Genomic DNA, 15,316 nt, shown 5'->3' with positions numbered 1-15,316 from the left:
TTTCGTTACACTCAGAGTGACAAGGTGTATCGGCCGATCTCTTGTGGTTGGATTGAGGTTTTGCTGACTGCTCACCTTCACACTCAGTGGAGCGTCAGTCCGCGCGTGGGGTCTTGGACGTACACGCCGAGCTGGAGTGAGCGCAGGACTTCGTCCCATACCGGTGTGTAACGTTCGGCATGTTCAGGCCAGAAGTCCATTGTGATGAAGGTTTGGATATTGGCCCCACGAGCAAAACACAAGCGGGAGAGTGCTTCACGCTTTTCCGCAGGATCGACGAAATAGATTTCGACCCAGGCGTACTCTAGGTCTGGTCTTTGCTTAGTATGGAATTCACTGTGAGTATAGGGCTTACGTGGGTCTTCTTTGATCGTGTGTTCCAGGAGTTGGGTTAACGGCAACTTGCTCCAGTCAACGCCAGGGGGAAGATGGATATATGAGGCTTCCAGGCGACAGTCGTCGTGTGGAGGTTTGCGATCATGAAACTGAAAGGAGTGCTGCTGCGGGTCAAGGAGCCACGCTTGAGGAATGTCAAACCGGACCGCGCCGCGACCGGCGACAAAGATGCGGTGGCCAGGTTTGGCTTTCCATCCATGATCGTCTTTCAGCTTGAGGACCTCTTTCTTCCATTTCGTCTTTGCCATAACGACGGCCCTCCTCCTGTGTATCGCTGGACCTGATGCTGGGAATGTATAAGGAAATTCTTTGTCTGCCCAGAGCATAACACTTGCTCTCGCGTGTCGTCTCTCGGTTGTCTCCGGTGTCAAAAAAATTTGCATCGGAAAGCTGCGTTGTCGTGCCAGTGCTTTGGAACTTGAGAAAATAGCGCTTACACTGTGGCATCGATCTTGCTCCTCTGATTTGCATTCGCGATTTGGAGGAGGAGTTCATGGCCCGATTTGGCGGGATCTATGCGATTCAGCTTTTTCCCGAGATTGATCCGCAGACGTTTGAAACGTTCATGATCAATGAGGTGTTTCCAGCTACGATCGAACTGTTTAGTAGCAGTGACCGTGAACAGTCTGGGATCGAGAGCCAACATCTCCTGAGGCTCGCAGAGACTTCGCGGACATATTTGTGGCTTATCAAATCGCGAGGGACGTTGACCATGCCTCGCTTTACGCATGTGTTTCACAGCATATACGGTACTGTGCATGAGCGGTTGAGCACGTTCGGTAACCGAATTTCAGCCGCGACGTTTGTGGTGGCAGGCAGGTTCGGCACTGGTTCACCCTATCTTTCTGTCGGTGCACAGGGCGAACGCCACTGCGATGACGAGAGAGAGCACGGAGAAAAAACCAGTGGTGATTTACTCCACTGATTCGATGACTCAACGGGAAGAGTGTCCTTCGACTTCGCTGCACTACGATCGGGACGAACGGAAAAATCACTGCTCATGCTGAGCGTAGCTGCGGAGCGGCGAAGTCGAAGCACGAGGACTCGCCCTTAACTGAACGCCATTACTCTCGAAGGTGAGCTATTGTCGATAACTCAGCCAGGTTCTGTATGCGATGGTAATGGGCCGCATCGGCCTCAGCTCCTCGTCGATCAATCAGAACCGGGAGAAGTCCGGTAGCGTGTGCTCCGACAATGTCGGCATGTATGCTATCGCCGACGTGGAGTGCCTCTTCGGCGTCGAGTCCAAGACAAGACAGTGCTTGAGTAAAAATCTCCCCGTCAGGTTTCGCTGCGCCTGCCCGCGTTGAGATGATAATCGGATCGAAGAACGGGGCAATGCCAAAGCCTTCGAGCAAGCCAAATAAGCGTGAGTCGAAGTTTGAGATCACGCCGAGTTTGAAGCCACGATCACGAAGCTCGACCAGCGTAGCCCTCGCCTCTGGGTACAGTTGCCACGCTTCAGTTTGGGCAAAGTAGGTAAAGAGTGCAGCGAAATATTCAGAGAAGCGAGGGAATGGTCCGAGTGGAGCAAAGACGTTCTGCACAACGTCTCGCCACCACTGTTTCTCTAAATCATCAAGCTGGTCTACCAGAGCACCAGGGAAAGCCATTGGCGGAGCCGTGGCAAAGCAACGCCGAAAGCCAGCTTCAAGGTCCGTCACTGATACCTCTTGCCCATGTGCTCGCGCGATCCGCGCGTAGATTTCACCTACTGATCCATTGACCGTGAACAACGTTCCGGCAGCATCGAAGAAGATGGCTTTGATTTGATGGAAAGACATAGAAGAAGAATAAATCGTAATGCGTAATCCGTAACCGCCCCAGGGAAGAAAACGTAATCCGTAATGCGTAATCCGTAACCACCACTGCTCCCTTTTTACGTTTTACGCCTTACGCTTTTCGAGTTACAAACCTTTCATAACGTCGTCCATCGCCGCCAGCAACGCTTCAATATCTCCCCGGCTTGTATAGTAGTGAATCGAAATACGCAGTCCACCTACTCCAGAGCAATATCTTACAGTTGGATAGATATGGTGCGTTTCGAGCGCTTGGGTCAATTGATGCACCCGTTCGGCATCAGGAAACGGTTCGCATGTTACGATACCAGAGCGGAGATGATGTGCAGTCGGTGTCCACACCTTGATCCTGCGTCGCTTCAGCTCGTCGATGAGAAAGTCGCCCAGAGCAATAATATGTTCGGTGGCTGCATGACGGTCGAGACTGTTCACATACGCCAACGACTCAGCGAGCCCCGCTGTCCCAATCGTTTTGGGCATGCCATGAATCTCAAATCGTCGTGCATCGGCAGCTAATGGCAGCGAAAGAAACGGGGTCAGTTGCTGATCGCCCAGGTAGCGTACCCAACCTCCAGCTGGCTCAGCAAATGCAAACAGTCCATGCGCGAGTCCAGGCGTGAGCTTGTCTTGCGCCTTTTTGTTCACATAGAGAAGTCCCGCGCCAAACGGTGCATTGAGCCATTTCTGTGCACCGGCGGCCAGGAAATCGACTTGCAGCCCCGAGAGGTCAAGAGGAATCGCGCCAAGCTGCTGAATAGCATCGACAACCAGAAAGCAACCACGCTCCTGGGCAAGTTGGGAGAATGCGGCCATGTCCATACGCAGTCCGTTGATCCACTGCACTGAACTCACAAGGAGTACGCGTGTGCGTTTGTCGATCAGCTTCGCATAGTCGTCGACCGTGACAATGCCGTCATGATGGCGGACCACTCGCGTTTCTACACGCTGATGTTGCTGTGGATACGACGCGCTGACCGCCACCTGTGGGTATTCGAGATCACACAGCACGATGTTGTCACCTGCAGCGAACGGAATGGCGGCCAGGGCGATGTTCAGGCCCATGGTTGTGTCGTCAATAAAGGCAATTTCTTCTGGGGAAGCCTGAAGTAGGCGGGCAGCTTCTGTACGAGCTTTGACTGACGATTCACCAATAGCGCGATAATAGGCTTTATATCCCATTGCTGCCGGCCCTTGGCCGAGGAGAGTGGTGACCTGATGGACGGCATCAAGAGCCGTACGCGGTGGTAAACCGACACCGGCAGTGTTGAGATAGACTTGTTGGGTTATCCCAGGGAAATCAGCGCGGACAACTTCAATGTTAAACATGATCGCTCCTTCCCCCTCAGCCATCAGCGATCAGCTTTCAGCAAAACAGTATACTGTCATCAGTTATCAGTGTTCAGGCGAGAACAACAAGCTGCGCATTTTGACATTCTGCCTCGTGTCAGTCGTGAGGTAAACCTTTCTCTGTTTTTGCTCTGGCTGACAACTGAAAGCTGATCGCTGACGACTCTTCTAATGGTACATGACCTTTTCTTCAGATGAGCGAATCTCTTCAATGAGGCGTGTAATCGCCGTACGGACCTGCGTCTGGTTCTCGCGCAGACGGCGTTCAATTTCACGCAGTTTCTCGTAATCTTCACGCTTGCTGGCACGAAAGTAGTCCAATTGGATTCCTAACCGTTCAGAGAGCAGGCGATCGGTTCGTGCTAAGGACAATAACCGGGCACGTCCTTTTCCTAACTCGTCAGCAATAGTGAGAAGGCGACTGAGCAGGCCAGTATTGTAGTTTGCTACATCAGACAAAAGGTCTGGGTCTCGCCGCACCGGTCGCAGAAAGAAGGCATCGGCAAAGGCCTGCATGGCACCGACATGATCACCTTTTTCCAGCAACTCATCACCGCGCGCACAGCGGGTCCCACAGCGCTGGAAGGCTGCGCGCTCAAAGACGCCGCCAAACGATTGCGAGAAGGCCGCTGCAAGCAACCGCACGATATACACCCCGATAGCTACGGCAGCAACACAAAAGACGCTACCGAGCACCATCGTGATAAGAGAAGTTGGAGAAGTAATGGAAAACATCTCTCTGCCCAGGTCGTAAAGAAAGCATAGCACAAACCAACCAACAAGTCCCTTGCGCTGTCCGAGCGGGGGGCTATAGTGACGGCGGTGCTATGATTCCTTTACGTGACACGATTCCGTCGAGTTCCTTTCCTGTAGTGACCATTGGCCTAATTATTCTTAATACACTCATCTTTTTCTATCAAATCAGTTTAGGTCCGAGAGAAGAACAGTTCGTGTTGCATTACGGGTTTGTGCCCGCCGTCTACCTACACACCTCTCTTGCAGAACCGTTTAGTTTGCTTGCCCGCTTTGGGCCGATGTTTTCGTCGATGTTTCTGCATGGTGGTTGGCTCCATCTCATCGGCAACATGTGGACCTTGTGGATCTTCGGTGACAATGTGGAGGACCGCTTAGGCAAGGTGCGGTTATTGCTCTACTATATCGCTAGTGGTTTAGCGGCGGTGTATCTCCACTACTTGACGGAGCGGACCTCTGGGCTGCCAGTGATCGGGGCGAGTGGAGCGATCGCTGGAGTCATGGGTGGATACTTCGTGCTTTTCCCGCGTGCGCGGATTCTTACGCTCTTACCGATTTTTATTTTCATCCAGATCGTTACCATTCCGGCGGTTGTTTTCTTAGCGCTCTGGTTTCTCGGTCAGTTGCTCAGTGGTGTTGTTGCTACGTCCGTGCAAACGCATGGAGGGGTCGCCTGGTGGGCACATGTTGGCGGTTTTGTTGCTGGCGCTTTACTGATTCTCCCTCGTCGTCGCTCGTCGCCGCAACAATCTCCGTGGTCATCGGAGCACGTCACCTGATATTTGTCCTTTTGCTGGACATCACACGATTGGTACGAAAATATATGGACTCGACGAAATCCTATTTACTCTTCGTGTTGCTTTTTTTTCTTCTTGGATTGCCTAGACCGGTGCTCTTTGCGGCTGATCCTACTCCGCAGACTGCCGACGAACACGCCCGCTATGGAGCTGCGTTACTGAGCGAAGGAAGATGGGATGACGCGATCAAGTCCCTGACCACGGCGACACGAATCAATCCACAACATGCTGAGGCTACTGCCACATTAGGGATGGCGTACTATTTCAAAGGCGACCTTGAGTCAGCGATATCGACGTTTCAAACGGCCCTACGTCTTGCCCCAACTCGTATCGATGCTGCGCATGGATTAGGGTTAGCGTTGTACGAGAAAGGCGACCTTGACAAGACCATCTCCGCCTTTCGTGCGGCGGCGCAACTGAACCCCATCTCGAATTACAATCTTGGCAATGCGCTCGAACAGAAGGGCGATAAAACTGGCGCAGTTGAGGCGTACAAACGGTATCTCGCGGCATCGCCGAACGCACCTGAAGCGGCACTCCTTGACGAAGCGGTAAAGAAAGGAGTGTTTCCCACACCAGCAGGTGGAACCGTGAAAACGCATTTTCAGCGCGGTCAGGACCTCTTGGCTAAACAAGACGCAAAGGGAGCGATCATCGAATTTCTTGCCGCCCTACGACTCAAACCTAATCATGCTGAAGCCTGCAACGCTTTAGGGTCTGCCTTCCGCACTGCAGGTGACCTCGAACAAGCGATTGGCGCCTATAACATGGCCTTACAATTCGATGCCAAATTCTCCGGCGCCCTGAAGAATCTCGGGCAGGCGCTTGAAGAACAAGGCGACGTGGTTCAAGCCGTCGAAACCTATGGTCGGTATTTGCAGCTTGTTCCTAACGCTCCAGATGCTAGACAGATCCGAGAAAAGATGACGCAGCTACGGGCGACGAGGCCGTAGGGTGCAGTATTGAGGCATTGCGCGATTGAGTGATCGGATGATCGGGCCATTGAACGATTGAAAAAGTCTGTTCTTCAATGACCCGATAGCTCAATCACTCAATTTCCTTACAAGCTTTTCAACCGCTTCAACGCTCCTTCCATCTGATTGAGACCTTGCTCAAGATTCTTCATCGACGTGGCATAAGAGATTCGTACGTGTTCTGCAGAGCCGAAGCCTTCGCCAGCGACGAGGGCAACTTTCCCTTCTTGTAACAAGTAGAGAGAAAGATCCATCGCGGACGAGACTGTCTTGTCTTGCCATTTGGCACCAAAGTATGACGACACGCGCGGGAACACATAGAATGCACCTTCGGGTAACGTACAGGTAATGCCAGGTATCGCCCGTAGACGCTCGACGACATAGTTGCGCCGTTTGGCGAACTCTTTGGCCATGATACCCACAGGTTCTTGCGTTCCGGTCAGTGCAGCTACTGCTGCAGCTTGAGCAATCGAGGTCGGATTCGAGGTGCTCTGGCTTTGTAAGGTTTCAATCGCAGAAATCAGCTCCTTCGGACCAGCCGCGTAGCCTAAGCGCCAACCTGTCATCGCGTAGGTCTTCGAGACCGAGTTGGTAATCAGCACGCGATCGCGCAAATGTGGTTTCAACCCCAAAATATGCGGACACTTCGGTGAGTCGTAGAGAAACTTCTCATATACATCGTCGGAGATGACAAAAAGGTTGCTCTTTTCGACGACATCAGCAATCGCCTGTAACTCACTCTCAGTATAGGCTCCACCAGTTGGATTGGATGGGCTGTTGATTAGTAGCGCCTTGCTTTGTGGGGTAATCGCAGCTTGCAATTGCGCTGCAGTGATTTTGAAGCCGGTTTTCTCGTCGGTCATCAATAACTTCGGTGTTCCCCCCGTAAGGATGACCATATCAGAATAACTCACCCAATACGGCGCCGGAATCAGGACTTCATCGCCTTCACCGAACAGTGCGTGAAAGGCATTGAATAAGGTGTGTTTACCGCCACAGTTGGTGGTCACTTCCTGCATACTGTAAGTCAAGCCATTGTCACGCTGCAGCTTTGTGATGATCGCTTCTTTCAATTCTGCCGTGCCACCAACAGGCGTGTATTTCGTCTTGCCTTGCTTCAGCGCAGTGATCGCGGCTTCTTTGATATGCTCAGGCGTATCGAAGTCCGGTTCGCCAGCACCGAAGTCGATGACTTCGATGCCTTGGCGACGCAGGGCAGCGACCTGAACAGTCACCATTAGGGTAGGTGAGGGTTTAATCAGTTGTAAACGTTTTGCGAGTTGCATAGCTCTCCTCTACAAATGCGAAGGGGCACGGTGTGCCGTGCCCCTCCTGGTATGTTCTGACAGACACGGCAAATTTACGCTTAGGTCTTTTTGGCGAACTTCTCTTTGAGCCGTTTGACAACATGTGGCGGGACGAGACCATCGACGTTACCATCAAAGCTGGCAATCTCTTTGACCAGACGCGACGCGGTGTAAAAATGTGCGGCGCCGGTCATCAAGAAAATCGTTTCGATGTGTGGTTTCATCCGGCGGTTCATCAGTGCCATTTGAAACTCGTAATCAAAGTCCGAAACCGCTCGTAAACCACGAACAATGATCGTCGCGTTCTTCTTGTCGACATAGTCGACCAACAACCCATAAAAATTGTCGTATTCAATTCGTGTATCGACGTCTTTGAGTTCTTCGCGGAACATGTCGATCCGTTCTTGCGGAGTAAACAAAAAGTCAGATTTCTGTGGATTATAGACAACTGCAACAACCACCTCGTCAACCATCTGTAAACTGCGACGGATGATGTCGATATGGCCATATGTAGGAGGATCAAAGGATCCCGGATAAATTGCCCGACGTTTCACGCAGCCTCCTCAGTCTGCCGCTGATAAAAAGACACCCCGGTTGTGCCGTAACGGCGTCGGTCCGTCAAGAGCAATGGCGGATACGTATCTTTGCCAACTTCATGCTGGCTATGCTCGACGACGACCCATGCCTGTGGCTCAAGGATCGCGCTTTGCGCCAACGCCCGTAAAACCTTATCAACCCAGCCTTCGTCATAGGGAGGATCAAGAAACACGCCGCCAAAACGGAGCCCTTGCTCTTCGACAACCCGGATGCCTTTTTTGGCATAAGCACGAATCAACCGACCCTGACGACGAAAGTTGGTAAGCGCAAGATTTTCAAGAATCAGCCGCTGGGCATCTGGATTAGCGTCAACAAAAACAGCGGATTTGGCACCACGACTTAACGCTTCAATGCCGAGAGCACCGGTGCCAGCAAACAAGTCAAGAACCGCGATTCCTTCCAGTGTAAAGCGGCTGGTAATGATGTTGAAAATTGCTTCCCGGACTTGATCAGCCGTCGGGCGGATTTTGTGGCCTTTGGGAACTTTGAGTTGCAGGCCACCGGCGGTGCCGGAAATAATTCGCATATTGGGGGCTATGGGACTAAGGGGGAGGAATTGGTCAAGAATGAATGGGAGAGCGGGAGACTCTAAAAACGAAACGGAGAATGGGAGATAGGGAGAACCGGAGACCTCCCCACCCGTTTTTTGGCCCATTCACCCAGTCGCCCAGTCACCCATTCACCCATTCTGTATGGCTAATTCCTGTTAACGGAGAGTAAGAACTAAACGGTGAGTACGTGAATAGCGAGTGCCGCTGCCTCGCCGCGAATCATCCCGCCGCCATTTTCGGTGAGGCCGACTTTCGCGCCTTGGACTTGGCGTTTGCCAGCTTCGCCGCGCAGTTGCCAGAAGATTTCGGCGATCTGCGCAGTACCGGTAGCACCCACTGGATGACCTTTCGCCAGCAAACCGCCGCTCGGGTTTACCGGAATACGACCGCTGAGTAGAGTTGCGCCTTCATCAATCAGACGACCACCTTCACCATGCTGACAGAAGCCCAGTTCTTCGCAAATGATGAGTTCGGCAGGTGCTGATGCATCGTGTACTTCAGCAACATGAATGTCTTGTGGTCCGAGGCCAGCCACTTCATAGGCTTTGCGTGCGACGCGTTCATTAATTTCAGGGTCGCCAGTTTGACGGTCTCTGCCCGAGCCGAGCACTGACGCTTTAATATAGACCGGTTTGCTGGTGAACTGCCGCGCTTTGTCGGCACTGGTGAGTAGCACCGCTGCTGCACCATCGCCGATTGGTGAGCACATCATGCGGGTGAGTGGATCAGCAATCGTTGGTGAAGCGAGCACGTCTTCGTAGGTGCGTGGTGTTTGGAACTGCGCGTGCGGGTTGAGGCTGCCATTCGTGTGGTTCTTTGCCGCAATCTTCGCATAATGCTCTTTGGTCGTGCCGTACTTGCGCATATGGTCACGCGCGAACTCAGCATAGAAATCCATGAACATGCTGCGAGACTTGCCAGCGCCAGCACCCTCTCCACCTTCTGGCGTTGCGTTCTTCATCTGTTCCAACGTCTGTTGCATGAGTTCGACATCGATGGCGCTACCGATTGCTTCAAAAGAGCGTTGCTTGTCTGCATGAAAGAGTTTTTCCATCCCAACTGCGAGGACGGTATCGTACATGCCGGAGGCAATGTAGAGCCACGCGATATGAAAAGCTGTCGCCGCACTCGCGCAGGCATTTTCGGTGTTGATAACCGGAATTCCACCAATCCCCATCTCGTGCAGGACAACCTGGCCGCGAATGCACTCTTGTCCGGTAATCAGACCGGCCATGGCGTTGCCCACAGCGACAGCTTCAAGCGCAGTTTTACTGACACCCGAGGAGTTGAGAGCGCTTTCAATGGCCTCACGCGCGAGATCTTTCATACTGCGATCGATATGTTTGCCGAAGCGGGTCATGCCCGCGCCAATAACCGCGACCTCTCTCATGGTGGTGATCCTCCCGCGATAGATTAGGTCTCCTGATTAACCACATTCCCCCTTGTTGCGCAAGGTAAAGTTCGCCACTATGAAAGCCTCTATGAACTGCGTGTTGGTACCAGTCAAAGCCCTTGCCCAGGGAAAAACCCGCCTCTCAACGCTGCTTTCGCCTGAGGAACGTCACGCATTGTCACGCGCTATGTTAACCGACGTTGTGACAAATGCACGCCGGGCAATTGGCGTTGATCGCGTGGTTGTCGTGTCTTCTGACCCTTCTTTATTGGAACTTGCCCATCAGCTTGGGGCAGATCCGGTGGATGAGGGATCTCCACGTGGTCTCAATGGTGCGGTTGCGGTTGGGACCGAATTCTGTTTGCAACTTGGGGCGACCGCGGTTTTAGTGTTATTGGCGGATTTACCCCTTGTCATGGCGCAGGACGTCGAGCGCGTTTTTCAGCAGATTAGAGAAAAATCACAGATAGTGGTAGTTCCGTGCAAGGAAGGCGACGGAACGAATGCGTTATTACGTACTCCACCCGAAATAGTCCCGACACGGTTTGGGGGGCCAAGTTTAGAGGCTCACCGCAAGGTTGCCCACGAATACCATGTTGCTTGTCAGACGATTGAAATTCCGCGTATTGCCTTTGATGTCGATTCTAGTGAAGATCTGCGTTGGCTGGCATCGCAACCGCAGCTAACGCAGACCTTGCAGGTGTTGCAAGAATTTAGCGTGTTTGCTCAGGGAAAATCACAATAAGATCGAGGACACTCGGTCACGTCACTCTGTCTCCTGAAGCGTGAAGCAAATTTCTATCGCTGTGTTGTTCCCTGTGGCGGTTCTCGCGATAATCTCGAACTTGAATTCATCGCCGAGTTCGAGAATCTCTTCTGGTACTTCGAGCTGCGTCACTGTCGGTGGGAGATCGACCGAGATCTTCACGCCTTCACGTTCAACAAAGAATTGATAGCGAACGATTTCGACCGGTCCCTGTTTACCGATCGTCGGGTGCGATGTCGTCACCGGGTCCCAATCAATAATCACGGGTTCGCCCACGACGGGAAGGGAAGGCGCATCGCAGTTGATTGCTGCCGGAATGCCGTTCACGGTAATGTTTCCTACCGGAGCTGCCATGACATGACTCAGTGTCACGGCGCCTTCGATTTCCCCTCCCGTTAGGCTTAGCGCCTCAATCTCATAGACGCCCTCAGGAAAGCGGAGGAAAAACTCCGCAGGTGGTAGCTCGCTAAACCTGGGCTCTGCGCTCTCAAAAAATAGTTGGGTCAGCCCTTGTTTGATCAAGCGCCCGCCAGCACGCAAATTGAAAATCTTGCGTCCAGTTGGATCCTCGATTTCCAATCGGGAATACGCTCCACCATCGATCGATCCGTGAATACCAAGATCACCGTCAGTGTTATTGAGTTCAACATACAGTTCCGCTTCGGAAAATTCAGCCGCGTGAACCATCGGGGCAGCAATTGACAACAGACCAATTGCTACGACAAACAGCACGAGATATAGGTCATGTCCTTTGGGGTGCATACGTGTTCCTCCTGTTAATGTAGTGCAGACTTCCACTTGCTAAACGACGTCGCCTGAGAGAGTCTTCCGCAACTTTCAGGCCGCACTTCACCGTGCCGTTGTTGCGAGATTTTTTGCTGATACGAGGGCGGGCGCCTGCCGAAATCGGCAGGGCGCCTGCTGCTATCGGCAGGATTGAGAGGGGATTAACTAAGAGAACACGTGCGCACCTACACCATCAGTCGCAACCTAAGCCTTCGGCTAGGTAGTAATTCCCTCTCCCTCAGGGAGCAATGGTATTAAGTTAACGCCACTGTCATTGCGAGCGGAGCGAAGCAATCTCGGTTTTCGCCTCTGCTGGCCGTGAGATTGCTTCGTCGCCTACGGCTCCTCGCAATGACAGCCCTTCCTTAACTTAACGCCCTAGCCCTCAGGGAGAGGGCTAGGGTGAGGGGACGAAAAATAAAGGTTCTTGTCACTTGCTCCCCTCATCCTGACCTTCTCCCGGTGGGAGAAGGGACCCACACGCGGTGCGCAGTGCCTCAAAGACAGGGACAGTCTTTTAAGTTGTGACTGGTAACGCTCCACCGAAGGGACCACACTCAGAGTCCATGTTTCTTTAGCTTGGTCCACAAGGTACGTTCGCCGATACCAAGGAGCTTCGCGGCAGCAAGTTTGTTATCACCACTTGTGTGAAGCGCTTCGACGATCATTTGACGTTCGAGGTGAGCGAGCGCGGTGTCGAGATGCAGACTGGTGCGTGCCGGCCCAGGTTCTCCAGGCAAAAACGGGCGAATCAAAGACGCATCAACACTGTCGCTTTTGCAAAGGACGGCCGCGCGTTCCATCAGGTTACGTAGCTCTCGCACATTCCCTGGCCATCCGTAGCCCTGCAAGACGGAGGTTGTTGCTGGTGCAAGTCGGAGAGTCGGTTTGCCGAGGTCACGTGCGAATCCAGCAAGAAATGCGTCAGCCAACGCCGGAATATCTTCCGTGCGTTCGCGTAACGGTGGGAGCTTCACGTGAAAGACGTTGAGTCGAAAATACAAGTCCTCACGAAACTTTCCTTCGCGCATGGCCTGCTCAAGATCACGATTGGTTGACGAAACAATACGTACGTCGACAGTAACACGACGGTTGGTGCCAAGTGGCTCAATGACGCCTTCTTGCAGGACACGTAAGAGCTTCGCCTGTAATTGCACATCCATGTCGCCGATTTCATCAAGAAACAGGGTCCCTTCGTCAGCCGCCTGAAACTTGCCGACACGATCACTCTGTGCCCCGCTGAATGCTCCACGGACATGACCAAAGAGTTCACTTTCCAGGAGGTCTGCGGGAATAGCTGTGCAGTTCAAAGGAACGAAAAGTTTGTCCTTGCGCGGGCTCAGCTCGTGAATGGCACGCGCCACTAACTCCTTTCCGGTGCCCGTCTCTCCCGTGATCAGCACGGTGCTCCGTGTCGGTGCGACCTGCTGGATCAGGTCGAAGATCGGCAGCATCGTTGGTGCGCTCCCAATCATCTCACCAAATCGCTGTGTTCCTTTTGCTTGTTCACGCAGAAAGCGATGCTCAAGGCGAGTACGAGAGTGATCGAGCGCACGGCGTACGATCAGTTCAAGTGCATCAACGTCGAATGGCTTCTGCAGATAGTCCACTGCACCGAGCTTCATTGCTTCCACCGCGGTTGCCACAGTGCCGTAGGCAGTCAGGATGATGACCGGAACGTCGGTATCGATCGCGCGCAACTCTCGCAGGAATTCGATCCCATCTTTCCCTGGCATCTTCAGATCAGTAATCACCAGATCGCTACGTTCGGCGCGAAATGCGGCCAACGCTTCCTCAGCCCGCGAGACAGCCACACAAGCGAGGCCGATCTTCTGTGCGAGAATCTGCAACACCCGGCGTAACCTCGCATCGTCATCAACAACCAACAAGCGTTTCACGTGGTAACCTCCGCGACAGGAAGAGTGATGCGAAAAACGGTGCCCTGTCCCACTGCACTTTCAACAGCGACCCGACCACGATGCTCGTGGACAATGCGCTGCACCAAGGTGAGTCCCAGCCCGGCTCCGCCTTCACGACGAGTGAAGAACGGCTCAAACACATGGGCACGAACGTCTTCAGGCATCCCGGGCCCATCATCACGAATTTCAAAGCCTGCATAACCGCCGCGCGCCGGCAGTGGCGCAATGGCGATCGTGCCGCCCTCGGGGAGCACTTGTACGGCGTTGACGAGCAGGTTCAAGGCCACTTGGTAAATCAGTTCTGGGTCACAGTACACAATCGGGTCGGGCTCAAGCGGAGAACGCTGAAGAGTAATCTGTTTCTGGCGCGCTTGCACCTCAATGAAATCGGCGGCACGAAACAGAATCTGGCCCAATGGTGAGGGTTCTGCATGCATCTCACGCGGGCGGCCAAGCTCAAGCAGGGCCGAGACGATCCGTTCGATGCGATCGACCTCATCTTGCAGCAGTCGCAGGAGTTCGTGTGACTCCTCATCTTTCACTTCGAGCGACCTTTCCAAGAGCTGCGCTGAACTGCGCAACACGCCGAGCGGGGTGCGAACCTCGTGCGCGACCCCCGCCGCAAGTTCACCAACGAAAGAAAACTTTGCCGCATCGACTAGCTCATGCTCGGCTCGGGTGAGATCGCTTGCCATGCGGTTGAAGGCTTCGGTTAAGGTTCCGATCTCATCACGGGAACGTACCGGCACGGTCGACACTGGCCGTGCACCACGCCCAACCATCTCTGCCGCGTGTGTCAGTTCCGCGAGTGGGCGTGTCACTCGGCGGGCGGCAATGACCGCGACAGTGAGAGCGATCAATAACGTTACCCCGAGAGCTGTTGCTAACCGCGTTGCCATACGTTGCACCGGCGCAAAGGCGTTGGCGAGCGGTACAGCTACCACAACCGTCCAGGCAGGTAGGTCATCAGGGAGTTTCGCATGACCGACTAACATGTGCGCGGCAGAATCAATGTGACCGGTCGCGGTCGGCCCTTCGCTCTTCACTAGTCGGAGAGTCGCAGTGTCTCCCAACTGCCACCGTCCTCCTGAGCGCGGCGCGGCGCCAATGACGATGCCACGATCGTCTAGAATAAGCACATCAGCGGCGAGACTGACCGTCGCAAGGTTCTCGCGTAGACGCGAGAGCGCATCTATTTCTTGCTCACAGTCGAACAGGGCAACCAGACGGCCAACCTGCACCTGGGGCGATTCTGGATCTGGCACTGGTACCGTGAGGCGAATAAGGCCATTGACCGCATTGGTCGTGCGGAACGGTCCCTCGATCGTTTCTTGTGTAACCCCTCCGCCGGGCGTCAAGCGGTCATTCTCCCCAATCCAGGACGGGTTACTTGAAGCAACGACCCGGTTGCTACGGTCGAAGACCAACAGGTCAATACATGCCGGGCAGCCAAGCTTGGCAGAGATGAGAAATGAGGAGATCCGTTTGTCGAGATCAGCAATGCGAACCTCGCGCATAACGTCCTGAGCAGCAAACGATGCGAGTCGTTCGCGTTCAGAACGAAATGTGGAGGCCAGACGATCGGCACTATGGCGTGCTTCTTCAACCAGCTGTCGCCCAATGACCTGAGCTAAGGCGGCTCGACTGCTCGATAGCGTAATGGCCCCGTAGATGCCACCTGGGACGAGGACAAGTGCGGTGGCAAAGAAGAGGAGTTTCGTCCGTAGCGAATACACTGATGCCTGTTCTGTGTTCACATCGTTGGCTCCCGCTCATGGAACGTTTTCATGGATGGCAACGTATACAGGACTTACGCTTGAGGACCACAAGTATCATTTTAGGGATATGATTACCAAGAAGCAGTACGTCGAATATTTGGTGAGCACGCCGAAGAATTGCACCTGTACGTATCTGGCCGAGCATTTGGAAGA

General features: G+C 53.5%; 15 protein-coding genes. 4 read left to right on the top strand and 11 right to left on the bottom strand.

What is annotated here, in order from left to right; genetic code table 11:
* Nucleotides 1-83 precede the first annotated feature (83 nt).
* Nucleotides 84-644 carry a hypothetical protein gene (locus tag FJ147_06125; protein MBM4255460.1) on the bottom strand — a complete coding sequence of 187 codons (561 nt, stop codon included), beginning with the start codon at nucleotides 642-644 and terminating at the stop codon, nucleotides 84-86.
* Between the two features lie 245 nt (nucleotides 645-889).
* On the opposite strand from FJ147_06125, the gene FJ147_06120 reads away from it, so the two are divergent.
* Complete coding sequence (locus FJ147_06120; protein ID MBM4255459.1) at nucleotides 890-1,321, top strand: hypothetical protein; 432 nt, start codon at nucleotides 890-892, stop codon at nucleotides 1,319-1,321.
* A gap of 139 nt (nucleotides 1,322-1,460) precedes the next feature.
* Here FJ147_06120 and FJ147_06115 read toward each other — a convergent pair whose 3' ends face one another.
* The 3 genes from FJ147_06115 to FJ147_06105 all read right to left on the bottom strand — a co-directional run bounded on the left by FJ147_06115 (nucleotide 1,461) and on the right by FJ147_06105 (nucleotide 4,277).
* The gene (locus FJ147_06115; protein MBM4255458.1) at nucleotides 1,461-2,180 is read right to left on the bottom strand and encodes an HAD-IA family hydrolase; all 720 of its coding nucleotides are present in this window, start codon (nucleotides 2,178-2,180) and stop codon (nucleotides 1,461-1,463) included.
* 123 nt (nucleotides 2,181-2,303) lie between these two features.
* Nucleotides 2,304-3,545: an aminotransferase class V-fold PLP-dependent enzyme gene (locus FJ147_06110; GenBank protein MBM4255457.1), complete on the bottom strand. Its 1,242-nt coding sequence runs from the start codon at nucleotides 3,543-3,545 to the stop codon at nucleotides 2,304-2,306.
* Nucleotides 3,546-3,710: 165 nt separating this feature from the next.
* The gene (locus FJ147_06105) at nucleotides 3,711-4,277 is read right to left on the bottom strand and encodes a hypothetical protein (protein MBM4255456.1); all 567 of its coding nucleotides are present in this window, start codon (nucleotides 4,275-4,277) and stop codon (nucleotides 3,711-3,713) included.
* A gap of 92 nt (nucleotides 4,278-4,369) precedes the next feature.
* Between FJ147_06105 and FJ147_06100 the strand changes: the two genes are divergently transcribed.
* Both FJ147_06100 and FJ147_06095 read left to right on the top strand, forming a co-directional pair.
* Nucleotides 4,370-5,074, top strand: coding sequence for a rhomboid family intramembrane serine protease (locus tag FJ147_06100; protein ID MBM4255455.1), 705 nt, complete (start codon nucleotides 4,370-4,372; stop codon nucleotides 5,072-5,074).
* A 44-nt stretch (nucleotides 5,075-5,118) separates the two neighbouring features.
* A complete protein-coding gene (locus tag FJ147_06095) occupies nucleotides 5,119-6,045 on the top strand; it encodes a tetratricopeptide repeat protein (GenBank protein MBM4255454.1) in 927 nt (308 codons plus the stop codon).
* A gap of 107 nt (nucleotides 6,046-6,152) precedes the next feature.
* Here FJ147_06095 and FJ147_06090 read toward each other — a convergent pair whose 3' ends face one another.
* From FJ147_06090 to FJ147_06075, 4 genes are all read right to left on the bottom strand, one after another.
* Complete coding sequence (locus tag FJ147_06090; GenBank protein ID MBM4255453.1) at nucleotides 6,153-7,352, bottom strand: pyridoxal phosphate-dependent aminotransferase; 1,200 nt, start codon at nucleotides 7,350-7,352, stop codon at nucleotides 6,153-6,155.
* Between the two features lie 80 nt (nucleotides 7,353-7,432).
* Nucleotides 7,433-7,927, bottom strand: coding sequence for a pantetheine-phosphate adenylyltransferase (coaD, locus tag FJ147_06085; protein MBM4255452.1), 495 nt, complete (start codon nucleotides 7,925-7,927; stop codon nucleotides 7,433-7,435).
* The gene (gene rsmD, locus FJ147_06080; GenBank protein MBM4255451.1) at nucleotides 7,924-8,625 is read right to left on the bottom strand and encodes a 16S rRNA (guanine(966)-N(2))-methyltransferase RsmD; all 702 of its coding nucleotides are present in this window, start codon (nucleotides 8,623-8,625) and stop codon (nucleotides 7,924-7,926) included. Before rsmD ends, coaD begins: the two co-directional genes overlap by 4 nt.
* A gap of 68 nt (nucleotides 8,626-8,693) precedes the next feature.
* On the bottom strand, nucleotides 8,694-9,911 hold the full coding sequence (locus FJ147_06075; GenBank protein MBM4255450.1) for a thiolase family protein: 1,218 nt from the start codon (nucleotides 9,909-9,911) through the stop codon (nucleotides 8,694-8,696).
* Nucleotides 9,912-9,990: 79 nt separating this feature from the next.
* Between FJ147_06075 and cofC the strand changes: the two genes are divergently transcribed.
* A complete protein-coding gene (cofC, locus tag FJ147_06070; GenBank protein MBM4255449.1) occupies nucleotides 9,991-10,659 on the top strand; it encodes a 2-phospho-L-lactate guanylyltransferase in 669 nt (222 codons plus the stop codon).
* A gap of 21 nt (nucleotides 10,660-10,680) precedes the next feature.
* On the opposite strand, the gene FJ147_06065 is transcribed toward cofC, so the two are convergent.
* The 3 genes from FJ147_06065 to FJ147_06055 all read right to left on the bottom strand — a co-directional run bounded on the left by FJ147_06065 (nucleotide 10,681) and on the right by FJ147_06055 (nucleotide 15,142).
* Nucleotides 10,681-11,442: a hypothetical protein gene (locus FJ147_06065; GenBank protein ID MBM4255448.1), complete on the bottom strand. Its 762-nt coding sequence runs from the start codon at nucleotides 11,440-11,442 to the stop codon at nucleotides 10,681-10,683.
* A gap of 581 nt (nucleotides 11,443-12,023) precedes the next feature.
* Complete coding sequence (locus FJ147_06060) at nucleotides 12,024-13,364, bottom strand: sigma-54-dependent Fis family transcriptional regulator (protein ID MBM4255447.1); 1,341 nt, start codon at nucleotides 13,362-13,364, stop codon at nucleotides 12,024-12,026.
* Nucleotides 13,361-15,142 carry a HAMP domain-containing histidine kinase gene (locus FJ147_06055; protein ID MBM4255446.1) on the bottom strand — a complete coding sequence of 594 codons (1,782 nt, stop codon included), beginning with the start codon at nucleotides 15,140-15,142 and terminating at the stop codon, nucleotides 13,361-13,363. Before FJ147_06055 ends, FJ147_06060 begins: the two co-directional genes overlap by 4 nt.
* Nucleotides 15,143-15,316 lie beyond the last annotated feature (174 nt).

The sequence above is a fragment of the Deltaproteobacteria bacterium genome (genome assembly GCA_016874775.1).
Classification (GTDB): Bacteria; Desulfobacterota; Binatia; order Bin18; family Bin18; genus VGTJ01.
This window is presented reverse-complemented; position numbering and strand designations above follow the sequence as displayed.

Coding starts and splice junctions, on each gene's coding strand:
- FJ147_06110 (MBM4255457.1), bottom strand. CDS start 3,545: ATGGCTGAGGGGGAAGGAGCGATCATGTTTAACATTGAAGTTGTCCGC.
- FJ147_06105 (MBM4255456.1), bottom strand. CDS start 4,277: ATGTTTTCCATTACTTCTCCAACTTCTCTTATCACGATGGTGCTCGGT.
- rsmD (MBM4255451.1), bottom strand. CDS start 8,625: ATGGGCCAAAAAACGGGTGGGGAGGTCTCCGGTTCTCCCTATCTCCCA.
- FJ147_06115 (MBM4255458.1), bottom strand. CDS start 2,180: ATGTCTTTCCATCAAATCAAAGCCATCTTCTTCGATGCTGCCGGAACG.
- FJ147_06120 (MBM4255459.1), top strand. CDS start 890: ATGGCCCGATTTGGCGGGATCTATGCGATTCAGCTTTTTCCCGAGATT.
- FJ147_06095 (MBM4255454.1), top strand. CDS start 5,119: ATGGACTCGACGAAATCCTATTTACTCTTCGTGTTGCTTTTTTTTCTT.
- FJ147_06075 (MBM4255450.1), bottom strand. CDS start 9,911: ATGAGAGAGGTCGCGGTTATTGGCGCGGGCATGACCCGCTTCGGCAAA.
- FJ147_06090 (MBM4255453.1), bottom strand. CDS start 7,352: ATGCAACTCGCAAAACGTTTACAACTGATTAAACCCTCACCTACCCTA.
- FJ147_06125 (MBM4255460.1), bottom strand. CDS start 644: ATGGCAAAGACGAAATGGAAGAAAGAGGTCCTCAAGCTGAAAGACGAT.
- cofC (MBM4255449.1), top strand. CDS start 9,991: ATGAAAGCCTCTATGAACTGCGTGTTGGTACCAGTCAAAGCCCTTGCC.
- FJ147_06100 (MBM4255455.1), top strand. CDS start 4,370: ATGATTCCTTTACGTGACACGATTCCGTCGAGTTCCTTTCCTGTAGTG.
- FJ147_06065 (MBM4255448.1), bottom strand. CDS start 11,442: ATGCACCCCAAAGGACATGACCTATATCTCGTGCTGTTTGTCGTAGCA.